We start from the raw sequence: 23707 nt of genomic DNA on the forward strand, positions 1-23707 counted from the left end.
CATAGGCCAGAATCGTACGCACGGCAGATTCTGCAGACATCTTATCGGTGCCGCCACCACGGGACGTAGTAGCCATTGTTGAGATAACGATACCAGTCGGAGAGTGAATAGGGATCGATGCCGCTGTAAAGGTCAGTTCATGACATCATTTCGATGCCGTCTGCTTCTCACAATACGATCGTCGCCGCATTCTCCATTCGGGGATCAGGAAAGTGAGGCAGGATAACAATCCCGCCCTGCTTCCTGCATTGCTGCGCCCATTCCGTTGTCAGGGAACTGACGGCATCGCCTATCGCTGATTCATCAGGCCCCCGCAGCCAACAGAACGATCATATCGCCGGAATAGCCAAGGAGCGAAATGTGACCGAGCACCCGCTGGCGGTTTTCCGTGCCCACGAGGTATTCGCCATCGCCTCCAGCAGCGATGCCCCCAAACGTGGTCTTGCAGTCAAAGCCGCCGACATTGGTCATCATCTCCCCCACCTGAGTAGCAAGGAGATTAATGAGATTCACACCCTCAACGGCGCCCTCCAGCATGGCGGTGGCAGGTGCAAGGAAGTGCACGTGAGTATCGGCGGTAACCCAACCGTCGTCCCGCCACGGAAGGACGCGTTCGATTTCTACGGCAATAACCTCTGTTTCACGCGTTACGTGGAATTTCTTGCGGAGGCCGAACCTCAAGCCTTTCGTGCCCTCCAGGTACACATCACCTAGAGACAGCTCGATTGTGGTCTGCCTTGAGATGTACGTCGATAAATGGTTGCCATACCAAAACTTGGTGCTGTAATTCTCAAACCATCTCGGGTTCGGATTGCGATTTCCGGTGGTCGGTGCGAGTACTCACCTGCCGGTCCATGCGCATGAAGCTTAACAGGTTCAGGCTTGTTCTTACCTTTGTCGACAACACGAATAACGACGCGCTGGTCCGCTGGCACTATCGCCTGGGGTATGCTCTCCTTAGCGTTGTGAATGTCAGATTCCGGGACTGTCTACTTCCCAAAAAGATGGGAGCAATGCGTCAGGACGTGCCGCATATTCAACAAGGATTTCAGAAGTGCTTGCCTCTGGTTCTAAGTTTTGGCGGGTTTTCCCACTGCTTCACGGGATATTTGGCTTCGCGGAAATAACCTGGCCGAGATCCAGCTGGATCTGGCTGTGCAAACCATGCTCGTCCAAAGTCTTGTCTAGGCCGGCCTCGGCCGGAATGCGGAAGATAGCTTTTTGCGCCTCTCTCCTAGAAGCGGCATTGAACTGGCGTCACCAGCCGCGACGCCGGAAATGATCAAGGTCCCAGACACCGGTTCAAATCTGATCGCTTGAACCGCATTCTCTGGATATCGGTTCTCAAGCGCCCAAACGAAGTTCATTCAGGGGCCTTCTTCAAAGAAACCCTTTGTTGACGGATCCCCCACTCTATGGGGAAACGATAGGAAGCTGCGTTACTGATAGGTCGCGGCTGCTCAGAGGCGCTCAGTGCATCCTCGCGCTGGGACGAGCTGATGCCATGGAACTGGGCGCGCCGCGAAGAGATGCCGCTCCCGTTGGCGGCATGAGCGCGCTCGATGACATGGCGCTGTCGGACGAGGCGCTCGAGGCCTGGATGGCTGCTAAGACCAACCGAACGCTGGTGCGGACCATGTCGGCGCTGGATGGCTTCGTAACAGCGGCGGTCACCGGGCCGTGCTACCCGGACCCGCAAGACTGGATGTGCCCGCTCATGGGTTGCCGCGCGACGTCCTGGCCAAAGGCTCTGCAACCGATCACGCCGTGTTTGCCAGCGTCGGCAGAATCCACAGCCGGATCAACGAGACGCTCTTCGACAGACCGCAGGATTATGCACCCCGCTTCGCAACCAAGCCCAGCGGCGGCATCGACCCCCGGCCGTGGTGCCAGGGGTTCTACGCGGCCATGAATCTCAACATCAAAAAATGGAAACGACTACTCGACCTCGACAACCCAACCACGGCCTGCAGCTGCCGATCCTGATCTACTGCGTCGACAAAAGGGGGAAACCCGTCCTCGGCAAGCCCAGGCCGGGGCCCGAGACCGCGCACTTCATCGAGCACGAGGCGTACAAAGACATTGCCCTCGTCATCCCCGCCCTGCGCGAACTCCATTATGTCACCCGCTATGCAACCCGGAGTGATCGCCGCCGGCGCGCCGACTAACGGCTGACCTACCTAGACGCATCACAAGACGATATTGGGAGGTGCCTTGGCGCACCGCTTACCATCGAACGCAATGGACTGAAATAGCGGCGATGCGGGACCGTCACGATGCATAGTCATAAGGATTGCTCCAAAACTCAAATTTAGGGTTGTTCTCGGATCGCAATATCTCTGCGGGCAAGTATGCCTGCGGCGCCGTGACGCCCACATTCTGCCGACAGCGAAATTTCAGCATAGTCAGCGTTTCGGTCTAATAACTTAATGACCATGCAAGGCGTGAAATGCATCCCAGCTTCTATTTTTCCAGCTAAGACTTCGGCGTCATGATCGGCACCGCTTGCCATTCTGAGATGAGATTGCAGGTCGAACTGTGCCGCCGCGATTTCAAGCGCTTCTTGACACTGCAAGCCTGTCGCCGGTGGATCAGCGCTCGAAATCTCTAGGCGGCAGCCAGCCGGGTCTCGACCGTGGCCTCCCCCGAAATCTTCATAAATCAGCCGGCATTCAAGCCGTTGGAGATGCAGCGGCGGCATTAGAAACATGCGATGGAGTACGCAATCCGTCAAGAATACGCGCCCGGAGCAGGAAATACGCATTCGATGCGCTCTTTTGCAGGATTTGCCCGGTCGGACCAGCCTCAATCGATTTTCCGGCAGGCTGCGGTGGTGTAACCGACCCAGTGGCAGCGTACAGCCGAGATGCCGTTTAATCGGGCCACTCAGCTCCAGCCCCTTCGTTATGTCGATGCTTGCGCTGCTGTAGCATTTGCGAGACTGTTTTTGATTCTCTCCGCCAAGGGGTCTGTATGTCGAAGTTGTCTGGGAGTAGGCGTGGATCTGGTTTGTATCGTGCGCAGCATGCCGACCATGCCAATAGAGAAGCCGGCCCCAAAGTTCTGCCTAATTCCCCGGAGCTGGCGTGCCTATCTACCTTTTTTCGCAACCGGTCGGCAATCTAGTACCAGGCACAGCATGTAGCCTCATCCCGGCGTCCGGGTGAAGCTCAGTGTCCCCCACTCTCGATGCGGCGTCCCTTGATCGCCTTCTCCAGCCAGCCGATCTCCATCTCTGGAACGGAGGACAGCAGCAGGTCGGTATAGGCGTCGAAGGGCGGTGTCAGCACCTTGCTCTTGGCGCCATAGCGCACCACCTCGCCGCGATACATCACCGCGATCGAATCGGCGATCGACTTCACCGTCGCCAGATCGTGGGTGATAAAGAGGTAGGCGACCTTCTCGTGCTGCTGCAGATTGAGCAGCAGCTTGAGAATGCCGTTGGCGACCAGCGGGTCGAGCGCCGATGTCACCTCATCGCAGATGATGAGTTTCGGCTTGGCGGCAAGCGCGCGGGCGATACAGACGCGCTGTTTCTGGCCGCCGGAAAGCTCGGCCGGGTAGCGGTCCATGAAGCCCTTGCCCATCTCGATCTCGTCGAGCAGTTCCGCGACGCGATGGTCGCGCTCGCGGCCGCGCATGCCGAAATAGAATTCGAGCGGTCGGCCGATGATGGTGCCGACGGGCTGGCGTGGATTCATCGCCACGTCGGCCATCTGGTAGATCATCTGCAATTCGCGAAGATCATCCTTGGATCGCGCGGCGAGCCTGGGTGCCAGCGTGCGGCCGGCGAAGGTGATGCTTCCAGAGATGGGCGGCAGCAGCCCCGTGACGACGCGGGCAAGGGTGGATTTTCCGGAACCCGACTCGCCGACGACAGCGAGTGTCTGGCCGGGACGGACGTCAACCGAGACGTTCTGCAAAACCTTCACCACGCCGCCTCCATAAGCAGCAGTGGCGCCCCTAACCGACAACAGAGCCGTCGGCGTCAGTTCCTTCTCCTCATGCTCGATCGAACGCACCGACACCAGCGCCTTCGTGTAGTCCGTGCGCGGCGCCTCGATGATCCGGCGGGTTTCGCCGTGCTCCACCTTCTTACCGTCCCGCAGCACCATGATCTCGTCCGACACCTGGGCGACGACGGCAAGGTCATGGGTGATGTAGAGTGCGGCGACATGGGTGTCACGGATGGCCTCCTTGATCGCCGCCAGCACGTCGATCTGCGTCGTCACGTCGAGCGCCGTGGTCGGCTCGTCGAAAACGATCAGATCGGGTTCGGAACAGAGCGCCATCGCCGTCATCACGCGCTGCAGCTGGCCGCCGGAGACCTGGTGCGGGAAGCGTTCTCCGATGGTCTCGGGGTTTGGCAGGCTGAGCTTCTTGAACAGCGCGACGGCGCGTTTCTCGGCCTCGGCCCGTGTCGCCGTGCCGTGCAGCAGCGTGGCTTCCACCACCTGGTCCATCAGTCTGTGCGCCGGGTTGAAGGCCGCCGCCGCCGATTGCGCGACATAGCAAACCTCGCGGCCGCGCAGCTTGCGAAAACCTTCCTTGCCGCCCTTGAGGATGTCGCGACCGTTGAGCAGCACCTCGCCGCCGGTGATGCGCACGCCGCCGCGGCCATAGCCCATCGACGACAGGCCGATGGTCGACTTGCCGGCGCCGGACTCACCGATCAGGCCGAGCACCTTGCCCTTTTCAAGCGTCAGCGACACGTCATGGACGAGCACGATGTTCTTCGGCGGCTCGCCGGGCGGGTACACTGTGGCCTCGATGCGCAGATTGCGGATGTCGAGCAACAGGCCTTGCTTGGGTTGCCCGGGCTTCGCTTTGGTGTCAGCCATCAGCCGCGTCCTCCCTTAAGGCTTGTCGTGCGGTTGAGCACCCAGTCGGCGACCAGATTGACCGAGATCGCCAGCATGGCGATCGCCGCCGCCGGGATGAGCGCAGCCCCGATGCCGAAGACGATGCCGTCCTTGTTTTCCTTGACCATGCCGCCCCAGTCGGCATCCGGCGGTTGTACGCCAAGGCCGAGGAAGGACAGCGTCGACAGGAACAGCACAGCATAGATGAAGCGCAGGCCGAGTTCCGAAACCAGCGGCGACAGGGCGTTGGGCAGGATCTCGCGGAAGATGATCCAGCCGCTGCCTTCGCCGCGCAACTTGGCCGCCTCGACATAGTCCATGACGTTGATATCAACGGCCACCGCCCGCGACAGGCGGTAAACGCGGGTCGAGTCGAGAATACCCATCACCAGGATCAGCGTTATCAGATTGGTCGGCAGCACCGAGAGCACGACAAGGGCCATGATCAGTGTCGGGATCGACATCAGCAGATCGACGAGCCGCGACAAAAGCGTGTCGTACCAGCCGCCAAACACCGCCGCCGAGAAGCCGAGAATGGCGCCGAGCGAGAACGACAGCGCGGTGGCCAGCACGGCGATGAACAGCGTGATGCGGGCGCCGTAGATCATGCGCGACAGCAGGTCACGGCCGAGATTGTCGGTGCCGAGCCAATGTGCCGATGACATCGGTTCCCAGACGTCGCCGATGATCTCGCCATTGCCGTGTGGGGCGATCCAGGGCGCGAAGAGCGCCGCCAGCACGAAGAGTGTCGTCAGCACGATGCCGATCAGCGCGGGGATAGGGATGCGTTTGATATCGAGCATACCCGCCCTCTATTTTGGATGTCTGAGACGCGGATTGGCGACGATCGCCCCAATGTCCGCAATGATGTTCAGGCTGATGTAAACGGCGGCAAAGACCAGGCCGACCGCCTGCACCACCGGCACGTCGCGCTTGGTGACGTGGTCGACGAGATACTGCCCCATGCCGGGATAGACGAAGATCACCTCGACGACGACGACGCCGACGATGAGATAGGCGAGGTTGAGCATGACAACGCTGATGATCGGCGCGATCGCGTTCGGGAAGGCATGCTTGCGAATGACGTTGAAGGCCGACAGGCCTTTCAGTTCCGCCGTCTCGACATAGGCCGACTGCATGACATTGAGGATCGCCGCGCGCGTCATGCGCATCATATGGGCGAGCACCACCAGGGTCAGTGCCGTCGCCGGCAGCGCGATCGCCTGCATGCGCTCGCCGAACGGCATGCTGTCATATACGGTGGAGATGCCAGGGAAGATTTGCCACTTCACGGCAAAGAAATAGACGAGCACGTAGCCGATGAAGAATTCGGGAAACGACGCCGACGCGAGCGCCAGTCCGGAGATCAGCTTGTCGACCCAGCCATTGCGGTAACGCACGGCGATCAGGCCGAGGATGACAGCTAGCGGAATTGCCACGATCGCCGCCCAGAAGGCCAGGAAAAGCGTGTTCCACAGCCGTCCCTTGATCGAGGTTGCGATGTCCTGGCCGCTCGACATGGCGGTTCCGAGATCGCCGGTCACCACGCCGCCGAGCCAGCGGAAATATCTGACATAGGCCGGGTCGTTGAGACCGAGCTGCTCGCGCAGATTGGCGAGCGATTCCGGCGTCGCGGACTGTCCGAGAATGGCTTGTGCAACATCCCCGGGCAGGATCTGGGTGCCGGCGAAGATCAGGACCGAAACGGCCAACAGAAGGAGGATGCCCAGCGCAATGCGCTGGGCAACCAGCCTCAGAACAGGCGAACCCATAGGCATGCTGTTCACGGTTCAAGCCAGCATTGCGCCAGTGCGTAGCCGTTGCACATATCTCGCGCTGGATGCTTCACGAAGCCTTTCACATCCGGCCCCGTTGCGTCTATGAACTGGTTGAAGAACGGTACCATAACACCGCCCTCGTCGCGGAGGATCATAGACATTTCTCGATAGAGGTTCTTGCGCTTTTCCTGGTCGAGTTCTCCGCGTGCCTTGACGAGAAGCTTGTCGAACTTCTCGTTGGTGAAGTGCGTGTCGTTCAATTCAGCTGTCGACAGATAGGACGTCGAGTACATCTGGTCTTGCGTTGAGCGCCCGGTCCAGTAGGAGGCATAGAAGGGCTGCTTTTGCCAGACCTCCGACCAATAACCATCGCCAGGCTCACGCTTGACCTCAAGGGTGATGCCGGCCTTGGCGCAACTCTGCTGATAGAGCTGCGCGGCATCGACGGCGCCAGGAAAGGCAACATCCGACGTCCGAAGTAGGATCGGGCCGCTGTGGCCAGACTTCTTATAGTGGAACTTGGCTTTGTCCGGATCGAAGGCGCGCTGCTCGATGTCGTCTGAGAAGAGCGGATAGGCGGCGTTAATCGGAAAGTCGTTACCGACCGTGCCGTAGCCGCGCAGGATTTTGTCCAGCATTTGTTCGCGGTCTAAGGCAAGCTTCAAGGCAATCCTGACATCGTTGTTGTCGAACGGCGCGGTGTCGCAGAACATATTGAAGAGGTAGCAACCGCGCCCGGTCACATTCTGGATGGTGATGCCGGGGACCCGCTTCACCATTTCGACGACCTTCGGCTCGACGCGGTTGATCATGTGCACCTGATTGCCTTGCAGGGCAGCAATACGTGCTGTGGCATCGTTGATGACGGTGATTTCGACCTGATCGGCGTGGCCCATCTTGTCGCCCTGCCAGTAATCCCTGAACTTTTCGCCAACGTGCCGCACACCCGGCTCGTTGACAGCGACCTTGTAGGGACCGGCCCCGATGCCTGCGGCGGGATCGTGCTTGCCGCCATCGGGCTGGATGATCAGGTGATAGTCAGTCATCAGGTAGGGCAGATCAACGTTGGGTTCCTTGAGCGTTATCACGACGTCAGGACCATCGGCTTTGATGGCTTCGATCCCGCGCAGGATGCCCAAGGCCCCGGATTTCGACTCCTTGTTGGAATGACGCTCTAGCGTGGCGACAACGTCTTGAGGCGTCACTTCCTTGCCGTTGTGGAACTGGATGCCTTTCCGAATTTTCAGAGTCCAGGTCTTGGCATCCTTCGACGAGCCAATTTCCTGAGCGATTCTGTACTCAAGGCCGTTATCGGGGGTCACCTCCATCAGCATCTCGCCCCAACATCTGCCAAAGGTGATTGGAGGTGCGCCTGCTGTAAGCGCTGGGTCGAGACTGTCCGCGGCACTACCGCCTTGAAGGCCAGCTTTCAGGATACCGCCGCTCTTGGGCACCTGCGCCTTAGCGGCCCCGGCAAAAAGCGAATTAGCGACGGAGGCGCTGACACCGAGAGCCGTCGCGCGGCCGAGAAATTCACGGCGGTTCAAACGACCAGCAGCGACGCAGCGGCTGAGATAGTCGATTTCCTGCGACATCGGGATGATACTCCTTGTTACCGTTTGTTCCCACTGGGCCCGACATTGCGGGGCCATTGATGAGGGTACCAACGTCACTGGGCGGCGGTGAGCAAATGTCCAGGCTATCGATGCAGGAATTGGGCGTCTTCTCGTCCGAGACGCACAATGACGCTTTTATGGTTGGAAAATTCCGCTCATAGTGAGCATGGGCTCGGCCCGACTAAACGAAGCGCAAACGAAGTCACGCGGCCTCATTGCCGCGACGGTTTACGCCGTAGGGGCGTCGTAGCCGAGCAGCGCCTTCACTTCGAGGAACTCCTCTAAGCCCCACTTGCCATTTTCGCGCCCATTCCCCGATTGTTTATAGCCACCGAAGGGCGCGGCTCTGTCAAATGCTGGATAGTTTATATGCACAGTGCCTGCCCGCATACGGGCTGCCACCCTGCGGGCGCGTGAAAGGTCGGACGATTGAACATATGCCGCCAAGCCAAAGATCGTATCGTTCGCAAGGTCGATCGCCTCTTCCTCATCCCTGTACGGCAGAATAGATAGAACCGGCCCGAAAATCTCTTCGCGGGCAATGGTCATGTCATTATTGACATTGGCAAATATTGTGGGGCGCACGAAATAGCCTCGGTTCAGATGCTCCGGCCTACCAAGTCCGCCGGTGACGAGATCAGCTCCCTCTTGGATGCCAGCGTGGATAAAGCCCTGAATCTTGTCGAATTGGGTTCTATTGACTACTGGACCGATGTTCGTCTTGGGGTCATGTACATCCCCAACGATCAGCCGTTCTGCGGCCGCCTTTGCAATCCGCTTCACCTCGTCATGGCGGTCTGCTGGAACAAACATACGAGTGGGTGCACTGCAAGCTTGACCGCTATTGCGCATCACTCCGAGCACACCCTTCGTGACAGCGCTTTCAAAGTCCGCATCCGGCAGCAGAATATTCGCCGATTTTCCTCCAAGTTCCTGCGCTACACGTTTGACCGTTCTCGCGGCCGACTGAGCAATCAACATACCGGCGCGAGTCGAGCCGGTAAAAGATACCATTTCTATTCCGGGATGCGCTGAGATCGCTTCGCCCACGACAGCGCCTTCACCTTGGACCATGTTATACACGCCCGCGGGCACACCAGCAGCATGCATGATTTCGGACCAGATAATAGCATTCAGCGGAGCCACTTCGGAAGGCTTGAGCACCATCGTGCAACCCGCAGCAATCGCTGGAGCAACCTTCATTATGATCTGAAGAACCGGATAATTCCAAGGCGTGATCAACCCCACGACTCCGATCGGCTCTCGGATAATCTTAGTCGTTCCTTGCAATTCTTCGAACTGATAGTTTTCCAGAACCCCTATGACGCTTCTAAGGTCAGCCGATGCCAGTTGCCACTCGCGGGCGATTGTAAGCGGCGCACCTAATTCAGTGCAAAGCACCGAGGCAATGTCTTCTTGCCTCCTATCGTATTCCGTAAGAATAGACTGCAGTATATCCATTCTTTCGCGCCGGGTAGTTATAGAAAATTGAGGGAACGCCGCCCGAGCGGCAGCCACAGCGCGATCAACATCCTTTGGTCCGCCGCCAGCGATCCGCGTGAATACCTCTTCAGACGAGGGATCAAACACGTCAATTAGGTTTGACTCCAAGGGTTCGACCCACTCCCCATTAACATAGTGTTCGCGCTCGTGCTGCAATTCTCGCTCCTGTCAACTTTTTGCCTGATTGTCTTGTGACGCCGGGTGTCCACGAATTCGATACAAATTCCCTTACTGACCTTGGCGGACGTCCTCAGGTTCAAGGAGAAGTTTTCCGCTAAGGCCGCCAATGGTATCGTGGCGGCAACGACAATCCTTTTCAGCTGGGGTGGATAAGGTCTGCCGCGCGCTCACCAATCATAATACACGTCGCGTTGGTGTTGCCTGCAATATGCGTTGGGAATATCGACGCATCCGCAACCCATAAGCCCTCAGTCCCCCGCACACGTAGGTCGGGAGTCACGACGGCCTGGTCGTCGATGCCCATGCGGCAGGTGCCGACGGGATGGAAGCCTGGTCCAGTCGAGCTGCGCACATATTCTTCGTCGGCCTCACGCCCCGCTTCACGAGCAGGGACGTCGATAAGCTGGAGAACATGACTGCCGAAGGGCGGTGTGGAAGCCAGGCGCCGAACCCAATCTAGGCCGAGCAAAACACCTTTTAGGTCGTCTGGGTGATCGAGCAGGCGGGGATAGATAGCTATAGGGTCCCGGGGATCATTCGATCGAAGCGCCAAATAGCCTTTGCTTTTTGAATGGTTTACATTGGCATAGATGGTTACAAGATTTCGAGGTGGGACGTGCCGCCTCCCATTCTTTAATAGAAACCCGAAGGCCAACAGATGGAATTGGAGATCGGGAACCTTTTGGTCAGGAGTAGACTTAAGGAAGGCGATGACTTGCGCCAGGGATTCAGTGAGCACCCCTTTCCTTGCAAAAGCCCATTCTGCGAACGCCCGAATCCGTCCAAGCCCCGACGCGTAAGCGTTTCCGGTCTTTATGTTCATCTCCGCAAGGACATGGAGGCACGGATGCTCTAAAAGGTTCTGGCCCACCTCGGGGCTGGCCACAACGGTCGTTATCCCATGCTTCGAAAGTTCGCCGGGATCGCCAATGCCGGACAGCATTAAGATTTGTGGCGAATTAAGTGCACCAGCAGACAGTACGACGCCGCGTCGTGCACTTGCGCGGATGACCTGATCACCGCGCGTAAAAACAACGCCCTTCGCACGGTTCGTCTCCATGATCAGACTGTTGACTAAGGAGTCGTCCATGACGACCAAATTGGGGTCTTTCTGAAGCGGGCCAACGTACGCGTCGAATGCTGAATGGCGCATGCCGTTCTTCGTAGAGCCCTGGTTCCAAGAAACCCCCTCATGTGAGGCTCCATTGAGGTCAGGACTATGTGGGACGCCCAATTTCACAAGACTTTCGATGAATTTCTCGGCAACCGGGATGCGCCAACGCAGCGTCGAGACGTGCAGTGGACCCATACCCCCGCGATAGGCGTCATTGTCTGTATATTTGTCCGCAGTCTCCATCTTACGAAAGTAAGGAAGTACCGAATTCCAATCCCATCCGCTGTTGCCGAGCTTCCCCCAAGCGTCAAAGTCACTCTGTGCGCCGCGAATGAAGATCATACCGTTGATGGCGGACGAGCCGCCCGGGACGCGGCCACGCGGCCATGATTCCTTGAGCCCGTTACGCGTCGGATCCGGCTCCGTTATATAATTCCAGTCATAGCGTTTGTTGCCCACGGTATACATCGACGATGCCGGGATCCGCGTTACGTGGAGTTTTTCACGCTTGCCAGCTTCGAGCAGCAAGACGCGGGCTCCCTTCTCCACGAGCCGTGCGGCGACTGGACATCCCGCACTGCCCGAACCTACGACGATGTAGTCAAATTCCATTGTTTAACCTTGGCCACTTCATAGTCCGTACATAAGACTAGGCGTTGGATAATTCCAAAAGGCAATCACCTACATCAGCATCCCTTGCTACCGACCGGTTAGACGACGTCGTCGGTCAGACGCGCATGCCGGCAAGATCAACAGTGAGGAAAAGCAGGCGGAACGCGACGCGCTGACACCCAGGAGTCTCACAAGGGCCTACGCGCCGCGCTACGGATCACGCCTTAAGCCAGCATTTGGCGAACGCATAGCCGTCCATCAACTCAGCACGGCCGCCGACAAATCCACCGATCTTGTCCGAAGTCGCGTCGATGGATTGGTTGAACATGGGGATGATCTCGCCGCCCTCGTCCCTTACGATGATACCCATCTCGCGATAGAGGGCCTTGCGCTTATCCTGGTCGAGTTCTCCGCGCGCCTCCATGAGAAGCTTGTCGAACTTTTCGTTAACGAAACGCGATTCATTCCATTCCGCCGTAGAAAGATAGGTAGTGGAGTACATTTGATCCTGCGTCGGGCGTCCTCGCCAGTTGGTCGCGAAGAAGGGCTTCTTGTTCCAGACCTCCGCCCAATAACCATCGCCAGGCTCACGTCCGACCTCAAGAGTAATGCCTGCCTTGGCGCAACTTTGTTGAAACAGCTGGGCGGCATCGACGGCGCCGGAAAAAGCAACGTCCGACGTGCGCAGCAGGATCGGCCCGCTGTGGCCCGACTTCTTATAGTGGAATTTGGCTTTGTCCGGATCGAAAACGCGCTGCTCGATGTCGTTTGAGAAGAGCGGATAGGCGGCGTTAATCGGAAAGTCGTTACCGACGGTGCCGTAGCCGCGCAGGATCTTGTTCACTATTTCCTCGCGGTCGATGGCGAGCTTGAGCGCCATCCTGACATCATTATTGTCGAAGGGCGCCGTATTGCAGAACATGGCGAAATTATAGTGGCCGGGACCCGATCCGGTCTCGATCTTCAAGGTGGGTACGCGCTTAATGAGATCAACGACTTTGGGCTGGACCGCGTTGATAATGTGGACTTGGCCGCCCTGTAGCGCGGAGATGCGGGCGGTGTCGTCGTTTATGATAATGAGCTCGATCTGATCGGCGAAGCCCATCTTGTCTGACTGCCAGAAATTAGCAAAGCGCTCGCCGCCCAGCCGAACACCGGGTTCGTTGACGGTCACTTTGTACGGTCCGGCGCCGACGCCTTGGGTTGGATCATCTTTGCCTCCGTTGGGCTGAATGACTAGATGAAAGTCGGTCATCAAGTAGGGCAGATCGGCGTTCGGCTCCTTGAGTGTTATGACGAAATTTCGGCCGTCAGCCTTGAAGCTCTCGATTCCCTTCAAGACACCAAGGGCCCCGGACTTCGATTTCTCGTCCGAATGACGTTCCATCGTGGCCTTCACGTCTTCCGCAGTAACAGTCTTGCCGTTGTGGAATTCCACGTCCTGACGGATCTTGAAGGTCCAAACTTTAGCGTCCTTCGACGAGCCGATTTCCTCGGCGAGGCGGTGCTCCAGTCCGCCATCAGCATCAACTGCAACGAGATATTCCCCCCAGCATTTGCCGAAGGTCAATGGCGCCATCATAAAGTTCGCCGGATCAAGGTCTTGGGTCGCCTCACCGCCACTGAGACCGCCTTTGATAAGGCCTCCCCGAACGGGTCCCTCGGCAAACGCAGCACCGGCAAGCAGTGAGTTGGCGAAGGTGGCGCTAACGCCGAGCGCCGTGGCGCGGCCGAGAAATTCGCGTCGGTTCAGCGCTCCTGCAGCGACGCGGCGGCTGAGATAGTCGAGTTCCTGCGACATAGATATCTCCCATTTTTGTGAAGTGTCGCCCTAGCGCAAACGATGCGGCTTGGCTTCCTTCTTACGATCTGAATGGTATGCCAGCGCAACTGGCCAACTTTATGCAAATCCTGCTTGTGAACGCAGCAAATCGGCGTTTTTTTGCTCCATACGCATAAACGGCAGCGCTGGTGGTGAGACTACGAGATTTCCACCGCGATGAGTTTGTAGAAGGTGTGAAACCCCAACTGCTTGTTTGATCGCAAGCAACGAATTCGACGACCCGGCCGCCACGCGAAGACGCGAGAGCCCGCCATGTCTGCGCCGTAAACGCTATTGGGCGGGTTTTCGGGGCTCGGGCAGGCCACAGGGACTTCGGCTGATTACGATTGCGAACTCGTGTATGTCGACATCCGCAAGTTCCAGGCCGTCATGTGCGGAAAGCATAGACATTGTTCTGATATCCGACTGAAAAAACGCCAAACGTCGCGCGAAGTCGCGAAGTCGTCAGGCACTACCCTATTTGCTGCCAACCAGGAGATCGAACAACGGGGCCAATGTGGGCCGCTTATCGAGGTCGTCTATGAACTCGCCGATCAACCCTAGTTGCTTTTCGGAGAACGACACCATCGACATTTCGGCACAAGCCTCCAGCTTCCGCATACCGTCGGCGAGCGAAGCCGGGTTCTCCGGATGCCCGAACGGCTTGTCCACGCGAATGGAACATTTTTCTCCAGACCTTAGATTCACAGTAACTGTTGTCGGCGAATTTCCGTCGCGCCCGTTTGTGCGATCGATCTCAGGATCAATCTCCACCTTCGTGGCAGCCATGATCTCCCGCACAGCCGGATCCATAAGCGTTTCCTTGCGAAAATCGGCAATCGCGACGCTTCCATGCTGCGCCGCCACAGCGACGGCGTAAGGCAGACTGAAACGCGCTACAACAGGGTCCTTTGGGCTCCACTTTTGGTCATGGGGCTGTGCGACAACGCTCCTGGCGCGCTGGTTCATTCCGAGTTCAATTGACACAATATCGTCACCCGTGAAGTTGTGCCTTTCACGCAGTTGAAGCATTCCATCGATCCCGTGATGCGTAGCCCTGCATGACGGCCAAGGCTTAAAGCTAATGGAAGCGTTCACATAGTCGGAACCAAGCCCGTCCAAAAGCATCGCTAGCTCGTAGTCTGGTTCGAAGGCCTTGTAGAATCCGGATTTACCAAAGAATGGGTCTCGCGGACCGTTGAAGCCCACCATCGCTGAGAGTGCGGACTCAAGGCCTGAGCGGGCCCTTAATCCCTGCTGCAACGCCACCGTATGTGCACTCTCTTCATACATTTGGAATTCGCCTGCAGCGTGGGCGTAAGCAATTCCGAACGCATTACGCGTTTTCTGTTCGTCCAGCCGTAGCAACTTGGTACTAACCGCTGTGGCGCCCCAGACAGCGACCATATTGTCACGGCCCGTGTCTATGGCATTGGTGGTGATGCTGCGCGCCAGACGAATATGCAGGTCGATAGCGGTCGCAAGGGCCGACAGCAAGTCGCCTCCGGTTATAGAAGGATCGCGTTCAGCCAGTGCCAACGCCGGCGGGACATTATACGCACTTGCATGGCAGCCATTAATGCCAATCTCGTAGGTATCATCAAAATCGAGGGCTCTAGCTGTCGTAGCGTTGACGAGTGCCGCCAAGCTCGATGGAAGCCTTTCTCCGGAAACCCAAATTGTGCATTCTTGCTTGCCACCGGATAACGCCCCCAGTTGGCGCGCGCTGTGAGCAATCTGATCGTTCGATCCTCCGATCGCACAGGCAATCGTATCGAGGATGGAGAGCTTAGCTCGTTCGATCGCTTTCTCTGGTATCGTCTCTAATCCGGAATTGAGAACGTGCCGAATAATTCGCGTCGTAACATCCATTGCCAAACCTCCAAGCGATGCGGATCGAAGCCCTTGCGCAAGCAGGTCGATCTGCTTGGCTCGACACTTCGCCTCGAGACGATCTCGGGCAATCCCATCCATGCGACGGAGCCAGAGCTGCCAGCATTTCAACGTAGGGCCCGTTAGCAGACGATTTGCCCAATTCCACCTGTTTCAACGCAGGAAAACTGCGTTCTTGATGTTTCGTGCGCCACGTAGAATTCCAAAGAAGGGGAGATCGCCGACACGCCGGCGGTCATCTCGGCTGTGTCATTCGGCACCGTAGTGCTCAAGCACGGGTGGAGGGGGGTGGCGATGTTGCCGGCGGCGGCCGCACTCGTGCGGCGAGCAAAATAACTCTTCGAGATAAGAAAAACACCGGCGAACTTTACCGCCATCCAAGGTCCACGTGACGACCACCTCGTACCATGCTCGAGAAAGCAAAGTGCTGCTAATACTCGAAGCTAGCGAGTACCGTCGTTATTCCTCGATAGGCAGAGCGAACGATGCCTTAATGCGGTCCATTACGACCATCGTCTTAACTGCCTTGATATCAGACTCGTGAAAAAATCGACGTGTAAATGCCTCATATTCAGCCATGTCGCGCACAGAAATCATGAGGACGAAATCGGCCTCACCCGTCACATAATACGCACTCATGATCTCAGGCGTGCGCCGAACCGCTTGCTTGAAGCGATCAATGATATCTACCCGCTCGCGCTCTAGGCTGATAGACGCCAGCATGAGCATTGGCCGACCAACGGCTTGCGGTGAGACTATGGCAACGTCAGCCTCAATCACACCATCATCCCGAAGTCGCTTCAGCCGCCGCTGACAAGCGGTCGCAGAAAGGCCGGCAAGTTCGCCCAGCTCGGCTGTCGTAAGCCGATTGTCGCGCTGTACTGCGTTCAGAAGCTTCCGGTCAACTCGATCCAGGTCCATTTCACGTTCACTGCAAAAAGAGCGTCATTTGCGCAGAAAAACTGCTCGCCTCCGCGCATATTAGCCTCACTTCCACAATGATCAAGCCATAATATGGTCCGATCAGCGAAGCCTTTTGCTCATCCCGGCGGTACCCCTCTTGTCCTTGATGAACCTGGCCCCAAAGGTATGGTCGCCCGCAAGGTGGCTCGACGGCATCTCAAGCAAAGCCAGTTTTTGTTGCTTTTTGAATGTAGAAATTGGGCAATTTGAGTAGATTCTACAAATACCTCCACGCGAACACGGGTCTGATGACGGGCATGTCGAAACATTTTCTTCCCTTGGACGTTCTCCAGCAGGAGTTCCCAGCCATCAATAACGCCATTTACATGGATGTTGCCAATCAGGGGCTTATATCCAGGACGACACGCACGTCCATGGATCAACACCTCGAGAATAGACTGAATGGCCTGAATGACGAAGAAGCAATGATGGAACTCGTCGAGCGGACACGTTCGCGATTCGCTCAATTAATTGGCGCCGAAAAAGATGAAATCGCTGTCACGAAGAACGCATCGGAAGGCATCAATATCATCGGAAACACGGTTCCTTGGAAGCCTGGCGACAATGTTGTCCTCTGCCGGGAATTGGAGCACGCGAACAATATCTTACCTTGGCTGCAACTCAGGGACAAACACCGAATTGAACTTCGGGTGGTAGACGCCGAAAGCGGCTCAATTCCCTGTGACGCTGTCGCCAAGGCCATCGACGCTCGCACCCGTGTTGTCACACTGTCAACGGTCACAATGATCCCAGGCTTCAAGACAGTGATGGAGCCGATTGCCGAAGCTTGCAAGCGGGTTGGTGCCTTTCTTTTAGTCGACGCATCGCAATCAGTTGGTATCCTCCACACTGATGTCGCTCGGCTGGGAGTAGATGGTTTGGTGGCATCAACCTACAAGGGGTTGATGGGTCTCTACGGCTTAGGATTTCTGTACTGTCGCCAGGAATGGGCTGATCGACTAAGCCCGGTCTACCTTGCGCGATTCAGTGTCGACATGGGGAACGCACCAGAATCCGCTCCCATATTCGATTCGGTAAAGTTGCGCGCCGGCGCGCCCCGCTTCGAAATCGGCCACTACAACTTTCCAGGCGTCATAGCGGCCTACGCATCAATGGGTCAGCTGATGGAAATCGGCATACCGGCTATTGAACAAGCCGTCACATCGGTCGCCAAGAGGCTGGCGTCAGGTCTCCTGGAAATCGGTCTGCCGGTTTGCGGCGGTATCCCAGGGGAACACACTGGAAGCATTGTAGCTCTTGGGGACCCGGGGAACATCGGCGGCTCGCCCGCAGCCGACAACCGCATCCGGCTGCTCCACGAGCACTTGTTGAAGAATCACGTGATCGTCTCAATACGCCGGGACATGCTGCGCTTTTCGCTGCATCTGTACAACACCGCCGATGAGGTCGATCAAGTCGTCCGCCTCACCAAGGATTGGTTGTCCTAGCAGCCAATTTGCGCCTTAGAAGATTAGGAGTATTTATGCCGTCGATAAGCTCACAGACCGTCGCGCTCCTCCAGCAACTGATCAGAATTGAGAGCATCAACCCTTCGGCGTCAGCACAAGGGAGTGGTGAACAGAAGGTCGCCGCATTTCTCGAGACCTTTTGCCAAGAGCGAAATTTGCCTTATGAATATCAAGAGGTAACCGACGGCCGTTCGAACTTCTTTACCTGGGTGCCAGGGCAAGACCCCTCCAAGCGCGTCTTGTTCATATCCCATATGGACACAGTGCCCGTTGATAATTGGGTGGCAGACCCTTTTTCTCCGGAGGAAAGGGAAGGAAGGATATATGGCCGAGGAAGTTGTGACGACAAGGGCCCATTGGCGGCGATGTTGATCGCTCTCAGCACCCTCGGAGAGCGAAAGCCCCGAGCCACGATCGTCTTGGCCGCAAGCGTGGACGAGGAGTACCGCAAGAAAGGAGCGCGAGCGATCGCTCAATCAGGTGTTTCATATGACGCAGCTGTGGTCGGTGAGCCCACGGACCTGGAGCTTGTCGTCGCACATAAAGGTTCGGTCCGCTGGCAGGTTGAAGTTGAGGGCGTGCCCGCTCATAGCTCCAAGCCCCATCTCGGAGTCAATGCCATAACAGGAATGGCCAAGGTTATTTTGGCGCTCAACAAAATCAATGAAACCTTGTCCCAACGCGTACACCCATTGGTAGGCCCACCCACCCTCACAATCACTCTGATCGAGGGTGGAACAGAACTGGCGACCGTACCGCCGACATGCCGTGTCTGGATTGACAGACGCCTCATTCCGGGAGAACGACCGGCAGACGCTCTGCAAGAGGTGGAAAACATCTTGGAAGGGTTGCGCCAGGGTGCTGACAAAATTAAGGTCCGGTCATTGCTGCCCGCTTTGGAAGATCCAGCCCCCCTCAGCGCGGAGGCGAATAAGATTGCCGCGGTGTCAGCCAAGGCGTGTGCTGAAGTTGCCGGGACTGGTAAGTACGTCGGTGTCCCTTATGGTACAGATGCTAGCCAGCTCTCTTTGGCCGGAATTCCCTGCGTTGTTCTCGGCCCTGGAAGTATCGATCAGGCCCATACAACCGAGGAGTTCGTGGAGATAGACCAGCTGACCAAGGCCGTCGAAATCTACCAAAAGATCATGCTGAGCTACTAGGCAACATTGTACCATCTGACGCTTTACTGGATCCGCTAGTTCCCTGGTCGTATTCATAGCTTCGGCTCTCGGCCAGCGTATTGAGAGTTGGTCCTGGCGCGACGTAGGAGTGCTTCTTGGTAGATCGACTCCCATATGGGGAACATGCCAAGAGCCGATGGCGACTAACGAACTCTGGTTGTCACCGGCGCGTTTCGCTGACGCCGTGTTCCTCGGCAGAGCACATTTCCATGGCCCATTGGCCGACCTTTCGCTTGAGAGCCGCGATGCGCGTCGCGCATTCCGCAATGATACTGGGCTCGGCCTCCTCGTCAATCAGCTCAACTGGGCCGAACTGTATCAGCCAAACTCGATGGAATTGGCAGGCACGCTATAGGTACGATGGGCATAGTGGCGCGCTGACCTGAGGCCCTCCTGTTCCTTCCACTTCGACGGAGAGTCCTGAGCTGCATTTCTGGCGTCAAGCGGCCTGTTCCGAGCGCCATTTTCACAGCGAATTCCATGGGCGGGACGTTTGCCCAGCGTTGAGTTTTGTTCTGTCGCGGTTGCAGTCCTCCTTCTCAGTTGCTGTCCGCGCTTGCGAGAGGGTGGAGAACAGCGTTTCGTCAAGCATTCGCGCGACTTGTGGCAGGCATCTGCGGTCCTCATCCCCTCCTCCTGCCCCTTCAAGATCGCGACGACTTGTTCTTCCGCGAACCGTGAGTGCTTCATTCGTCCGTCTCCTCAGACGGGAACGGGCTCTGCCAAAAACTGGAGGAGCGTCAGACCCTTAGGTCAGATGCACTGACTTTGACAATGCCGACCAGTTCGGTCTGTGACCCAAGTACGAGAAATCTCCACTCCTAGCCAGCAATCGCCGATTATATGCGTTCACAACGAAAACGCGCTCATTTTCAGCGTTCGATGCCTGGTAATTCGCGCAAGGCGGCCCACTGATCTTAATATTATCGTCAAAGCATTAGGGGGACGTGTAGGTTGCGAGGAGCTTCTCACTGTCCCGGCATCTATGCCAAAAAGATTCGCTAACTGGGTAGGCTCTGAAAGCGATTTCCAAGCTTGCCTATTCCAAGACTGAAAGCGTGATGCAGACCCCGGATGGCTCATGGGGTGAGTATGTTAAAAAGGAGATGGAAGTGAGTGTAGGCGAATTTCACAGCCTTGTGACGGCGTTCGGCGTCGGCAATTGCGCAGGAGGTAGAACGTGACCCAGGATCTAAAGGGCCGAACTGCGATCGTCACGGGATCAGGCCAAAACATCGGAAAGGCAATCGCTCTAACTCTGGCTCGTGCTGGCGCGAATATCGTTGTTAACGGACTTCGCGATAAAGATAAGATTGAATCCGTGGCCGCGGAGATCCGCGCGCTTGGTGTCGAATCCTACGCCGTCCTTGCAGACGCGGCCGATCCAGACGCAATTGCCCATGTCGTGGATGAAGCGGCCAAGCATTTCGGTTCGGTCGACATTGCCGTCTCTAATGTGGGAATCAGGCCTCATCAAGCGTTTACAGATATATCTGTCGACGATTGGCAGAAGGTCATCAATATTGACTTGAACTCCGCCTTCTACCTTGCGAAGGCCGTTGTGCCCCACATGCGCAAGAAACAATTTGGACGAATTATCCATCTTTCGGGGTCAGAAGGAGTGATCCCAATGCCGAACCGCGCCCACGTAAACGTGGCAAAGGCGGGTATGCTCATCTTGGCAAAATCAATTGCGCTCGAGCTCGGTCCTGACGGGATAACAGCCAATTGCATATGTCCCGGCTGGATCGATACGGATAGAGATATGAAGAACTATCCGGACCTTCAAAACATATATCGACATGCAAGAGAAACATTGCCGGCGCGCCGCCTCGGTACGGTCGAAGACATCGCGAACGCCTGCTTGTACCTAGTATCGGAGATGGGCGGGTACGTCACTGGCAACACAATCTACGTCGATGGCGGCGACTCAATGCTGTAACTATGCATTGCCTCGACTGTCGACGTCGCAAGCATGAAATAACCCAGGTTTACTAGATTGACTAATATGCGTTGGAGATAATGCCGACATCGGCACTTCATCCCAGCCTAGCGCCGGCTTCCACCCAGGCGGTTCGGTGGCGATTACGAGCGCCCCTATCACGTCAGGAGGCTCGAGGCCCCTTACCCGACTAACATGAGTCAAGAAATGAATATGTCCAAAAGGAGCTGGAAATGAGTGTAGCGCGTGATCTCGCCGAAGTAGCGCTTGCGGTGGATTTTAATAAACTACCCGATGATATCGCGCGCCATTCGAAGCATCTACTTATTGATGCTTTTGCTTGTATTGTCGGAGGCTTTAACAGCCCCACTGGACGTATATGCCGTGGTTTCGCCCATGAGATGCAAGGGCCCGCGCAGGCTACGATTTTGGGTGAGAACACGCGTGTGCCATTGCGCGGAGCCATACTGGCCAATCAAGGAATGATGCGCTTTCTCGACTACAACGATACGGTGGCAATATCCCTCGTAGCGGGAGATGTTGCCGGCGGGCATCCAAGCGGTTCGTTGCCGACTGCCATCGCGGTCAGCGAGCTAGTTGGCGCTTCTGGCAAAGCATTCCTAGAAGCTCTGGTCGCCGGCTATCAAGTCTACGGCTGCATGCTCGAAGCCCTCACGATTTCGCTCGAAGCCCGGGGCTTTCATCATGGCTCGCTACACCCTTATGTCGGGGCCGCAATTGCTGGGCGGCTCATGGGGTTGAACGCCGAACAAATAGCGAATGCTATGGGGATTGCGGGAAGTCTCTCGGTCGGCCTCGATATTCTGGACGCCACGGGGGAAGAATATGTAATGACGAAGAATATCGCAGACGGCGTACTTTCCGAAATGGGTTTGTTCGCGTGTCAACTGGCCGCCAAGGGATTTACAGGACCAGAGCGAATTATTGAAGGGATCAAGGGCTTTGGTCATACAATCCTAGGCAACTCAGAAGGTTATTTGCCAAAATCTTTGGGAGATCGGTGGTTTATTTCACGGGTGGAGATCAAGAACGTGCCGGCGGAGTCAACCACGCTAGGACACCTGGAAGCAACGACGACCCTGGTTCGCAACCATGATCTTAGCCCCGACGACATCGATAAGATCACCATTCGTACCAATAAACGCGCGGTCGTGCACACTGGGGATCTAGTGAAAAAATATCCGAGAAATAAGGAATCTGCCGACCATAGTTCTTATTTTCTTACGGCGATGGCGGTGCTGCACGGAGATATCACCCCGGGAATTTACGAAGAGAGCAACTTTACCGATCCGCGCGTGCGGAGTTTGATCGATCGCGTGGAACTAGTGCATGGTCCTGAGTTCGATGCCAATCTACCGGCCGCCGAAGTGCGAATCCGGACGCGAGATGGACGAGAGCTGTACCAACGCATCGATCCCAAAGATCTGAAGGGAGATCCCAGCAACCCGATGTCAGATGAGGACTTGCGTAAGAAATTCCTTCTTTGCGCAAAAGGTAAGCTGCCTGAGTCGCAAGTCGATAAGATTATTGACAGGTGTCTTGAGATTGAGCATGCTGACCAATTCTCAAGTGTTCTTCCTCTGCTCACTGTCAAGTGACCTACATTGTTTTTGTAATGGCCAATAGGGTTCGGGTGCCGCGCGCTGCCGACCTAGAAGCCGGCAGGCATATCATAGGCATTTTCACTCGGGCCTCAGTCGCCGCGGCAGTCCCACCGTGCCGGGAGACGGCAGAAAGTTGGCATCGAGTCATGAGGGCAGCACCTGGGCTATGACTCGACCAACGATACCGACCCGGCTGTCCACGGCGGCGACGTTACATTAGTCAGATATTGGGACGAGACTGATGGAGATGACACCCGACAACAGCACTGAACGCAGCATCAGCTATCAAATTGGATTATCGAACGACGCTAAGACCTAGTGGATGAAATTCCGTAGAGGAATCCATTTCCACGGACGGCAAGGAACTTGCCACGGGACCTCGCCAAGTTCGATAGTTACTCTAATTAAGGAGTCGAAACAAACGCGCATTGGCCATCATGAGAGGCATCGTGTCGAATAATGCCGAGAGACGCGACGTTGGCATCCCCATTGATGAGTATAACGTAGATCTGCCGTATCTGGTGACCCACTTTCAGTTGATCATCAAACCGGATGGCGACAAGGGCCTTGAAGGTGACGATCAGAGAACCGGGCGTTCGGCGGAACGGCGAAAAGTCCACCGACTATTGGCAAGGCTGCGGGACTGGGCGCATTTGCTTCAACGAGGATGGCTCTGACGGACTGAAGGATGCCGTGTCATTGTGTACCCGAGCCGGGCTTGTCGGCCGAACTTGCTCAATCGTCGACATGGCACTTGGTCGCTAGCGGGCTGGCGGGGTATCGATCCGCAGTGCGGCATTAAAGCATTCGATCGCGGACGAAAGAAGACTTTCCGCGCACGCTAGGCGCCCCCTCCTCAACTGCCCAAGGGCAAGCCAGTCCATGCGGGATCAAAGAGCATACCTACCTCGATGCCCCCTGCCCGACGCGCAGCAAGAGAACAGCCTGGCGCTGCAGCCTGCCTATGCAGGCTCCTCGAATTGAGCCGCCACGTGGCGCGCGGCACGTACGCCTTCCTGCTGCTTGACTGATGGGCTGACATATGACCGCGCAGCTGAGAGTGCCGAGGAACATCACGCGGCGGTGGCTGCCGGCGCGAGCCCCGACCTCAGCCGGCAAGAACGTCTGGCAATATCTGCGCACTGAT

19 protein-coding genes are annotated in these 23707 nt (G+C 56.7%); 7 read left to right on the forward strand and 12 right to left on the reverse strand.

The genetic code is table 11. The features are described 5' to 3' along the window. Positions 1 to 303: 303 nt before the first annotated feature. Positions 304 to 681, reverse strand: a complete 378-nt coding sequence (locus MESS4_RS07060; RefSeq protein ID WP_157385519.1) for a hypothetical protein — start codon at positions 679 to 681, stop codon at positions 304 to 306. A 1247-nt stretch (positions 682 to 1928) separates the two neighbouring features. On the opposite strand from MESS4_RS07060, the gene MESS4_RS34330 reads away from it, so the two are divergent. After that, the gene (locus MESS4_RS34330) at positions 1929 to 2168 is read left to right on the forward strand and encodes a hypothetical protein (protein WP_006328307.1); all 240 of its coding nucleotides are present in this window, start codon (positions 1929 to 1931) and stop codon (positions 2166 to 2168) included. Positions 2169 to 2311: 143 nt separating this feature from the next. Here the strand turns inward: MESS4_RS34330 and MESS4_RS07075 are convergent, their stop codons facing one another. The 11 genes from MESS4_RS07075 to MESS4_RS07125 all read right to left on the reverse strand — a co-directional run bounded on the left by MESS4_RS07075 (position 2312) and on the right by MESS4_RS07125 (position 16301). After that, positions 2312 to 2734, reverse strand: a complete 423-nt coding sequence (locus tag MESS4_RS07075) for a hypothetical protein (RefSeq protein WP_157385520.1) — start codon at positions 2732 to 2734, stop codon at positions 2312 to 2314. A gap of 436 nt (positions 2735 to 3170) precedes the next feature. Beyond that, positions 3171 to 4841, reverse strand: coding sequence for an ABC transporter ATP-binding protein (locus tag MESS4_RS07080; RefSeq protein ID WP_006328311.1), 1671 nt, complete (start codon positions 4839 to 4841; stop codon positions 3171 to 3173). After that, positions 4841 to 5665 carry an ABC transporter permease gene (locus tag MESS4_RS07085; protein WP_006328313.1) on the reverse strand — a complete coding sequence of 275 codons (825 nt, stop codon included), beginning with the start codon at positions 5663 to 5665 and terminating at the stop codon, positions 4841 to 4843. The genes MESS4_RS07080 and MESS4_RS07085 overlap by 1 nt, the downstream gene beginning before the upstream one ends. A gap of 9 nt (positions 5666 to 5674) precedes the next feature. After that, a complete protein-coding gene (locus MESS4_RS07090) occupies positions 5675 to 6634 on the reverse strand; it encodes an ABC transporter permease (protein WP_006328315.1) in 960 nt (319 codons plus the stop codon). 11 nt (positions 6635 to 6645) lie between these two features. After that, positions 6646 to 8235 (reverse strand): ABC transporter substrate-binding protein, encoded by a 1590-nt coding sequence (locus tag MESS4_RS07095; RefSeq protein WP_006328316.1) that lies wholly within the window; start codon positions 8233 to 8235, stop codon positions 6646 to 6648. 249 nt (positions 8236 to 8484) lie between these two features. Continuing rightward, on the reverse strand, positions 8485 to 9915 hold the full coding sequence (locus tag MESS4_RS07100; RefSeq protein WP_006328317.1) for an aldehyde dehydrogenase family protein: 1431 nt from the start codon (positions 9913 to 9915) through the stop codon (positions 8485 to 8487). Positions 9916 to 10075: 160 nt separating this feature from the next. Next, positions 10076 to 11665 (reverse strand): GMC family oxidoreductase N-terminal domain-containing protein, encoded by a 1590-nt coding sequence (locus MESS4_RS07105; protein ID WP_006328318.1) that lies wholly within the window; start codon positions 11663 to 11665, stop codon positions 10076 to 10078. Positions 11666 to 11882: 217 nt separating this feature from the next. Beyond that, positions 11883 to 13466 carry an ABC transporter substrate-binding protein gene (locus tag MESS4_RS07110; protein ID WP_006328319.1) on the reverse strand — a complete coding sequence of 528 codons (1584 nt, stop codon included), beginning with the start codon at positions 13464 to 13466 and terminating at the stop codon, positions 11883 to 11885. Between the two features lie 498 nt (positions 13467 to 13964). Further along, positions 13965 to 15461 (reverse strand): MmgE/PrpD family protein, encoded by a 1497-nt coding sequence (locus MESS4_RS07115; protein WP_157385521.1) that lies wholly within the window; start codon positions 15459 to 15461, stop codon positions 13965 to 13967. 41 nt (positions 15462 to 15502) lie between these two features. Then, positions 15503 to 15757 carry a hypothetical protein gene (locus tag MESS4_RS07120; protein ID WP_036240837.1) on the reverse strand — a complete coding sequence of 85 codons (255 nt, stop codon included), beginning with the start codon at positions 15755 to 15757 and terminating at the stop codon, positions 15503 to 15505. Positions 15758 to 15839: 82 nt separating this feature from the next. After that, positions 15840 to 16301, reverse strand: a complete 462-nt coding sequence (locus tag MESS4_RS07125; RefSeq protein ID WP_006328321.1) for an Lrp/AsnC family transcriptional regulator — start codon at positions 16299 to 16301, stop codon at positions 15840 to 15842. A gap of 290 nt (positions 16302 to 16591) precedes the next feature. On the opposite strand from MESS4_RS07125, the gene MESS4_RS07130 reads away from it, so the two are divergent. The 6 genes from MESS4_RS07130 to MESS4_RS07150 all read left to right on the forward strand — a co-directional run bounded on the left by MESS4_RS07130 (position 16592) and on the right by MESS4_RS07150 (position 23237). Further along, positions 16592 to 17791 carry an aminotransferase class V-fold PLP-dependent enzyme gene (locus tag MESS4_RS07130; protein WP_006328322.1) on the forward strand — a complete coding sequence of 400 codons (1200 nt, stop codon included), beginning with the start codon at positions 16592 to 16594 and terminating at the stop codon, positions 17789 to 17791. A gap of 35 nt (positions 17792 to 17826) precedes the next feature. Then, positions 17827 to 18972 (forward strand): M20 family metallopeptidase, encoded by a 1146-nt coding sequence (locus MESS4_RS07135; protein ID WP_006328323.1) that lies wholly within the window; start codon positions 17827 to 17829, stop codon positions 18970 to 18972. A gap of 157 nt (positions 18973 to 19129) precedes the next feature. Next, positions 19130 to 19348: a hypothetical protein gene (locus MESS4_RS33325; RefSeq protein WP_006328324.1), complete on the forward strand. Its 219-nt coding sequence runs from the start codon at positions 19130 to 19132 to the stop codon at positions 19346 to 19348. A gap of 825 nt (positions 19349 to 20173) precedes the next feature. Next, complete coding sequence (locus MESS4_RS07140) at positions 20174 to 20935, forward strand: SDR family NAD(P)-dependent oxidoreductase (RefSeq protein ID WP_006328325.1); 762 nt, start codon at positions 20174 to 20176, stop codon at positions 20933 to 20935. Positions 20936 to 21168: 233 nt separating this feature from the next. Further along, positions 21169 to 22554 carry an MmgE/PrpD family protein gene (locus MESS4_RS07145; protein ID WP_006328326.1) on the forward strand — a complete coding sequence of 462 codons (1386 nt, stop codon included), beginning with the start codon at positions 21169 to 21171 and terminating at the stop codon, positions 22552 to 22554. A gap of 455 nt (positions 22555 to 23009) precedes the next feature. Then, positions 23010 to 23237, forward strand: a complete 228-nt coding sequence (locus tag MESS4_RS07150) for a hypothetical protein (protein WP_157385522.1) — start codon at positions 23010 to 23012, stop codon at positions 23235 to 23237. The last annotated feature ends 470 nt before the right edge of the window (positions 23238 to 23707 follow it).

This window comes from Mesorhizobium sp. STM 4661 (assembly GCF_000359125.1).
In the GTDB taxonomy this organism is placed as follows: Bacteria; Pseudomonadota; Alphaproteobacteria; order Rhizobiales; family Rhizobiaceae; genus Mesorhizobium.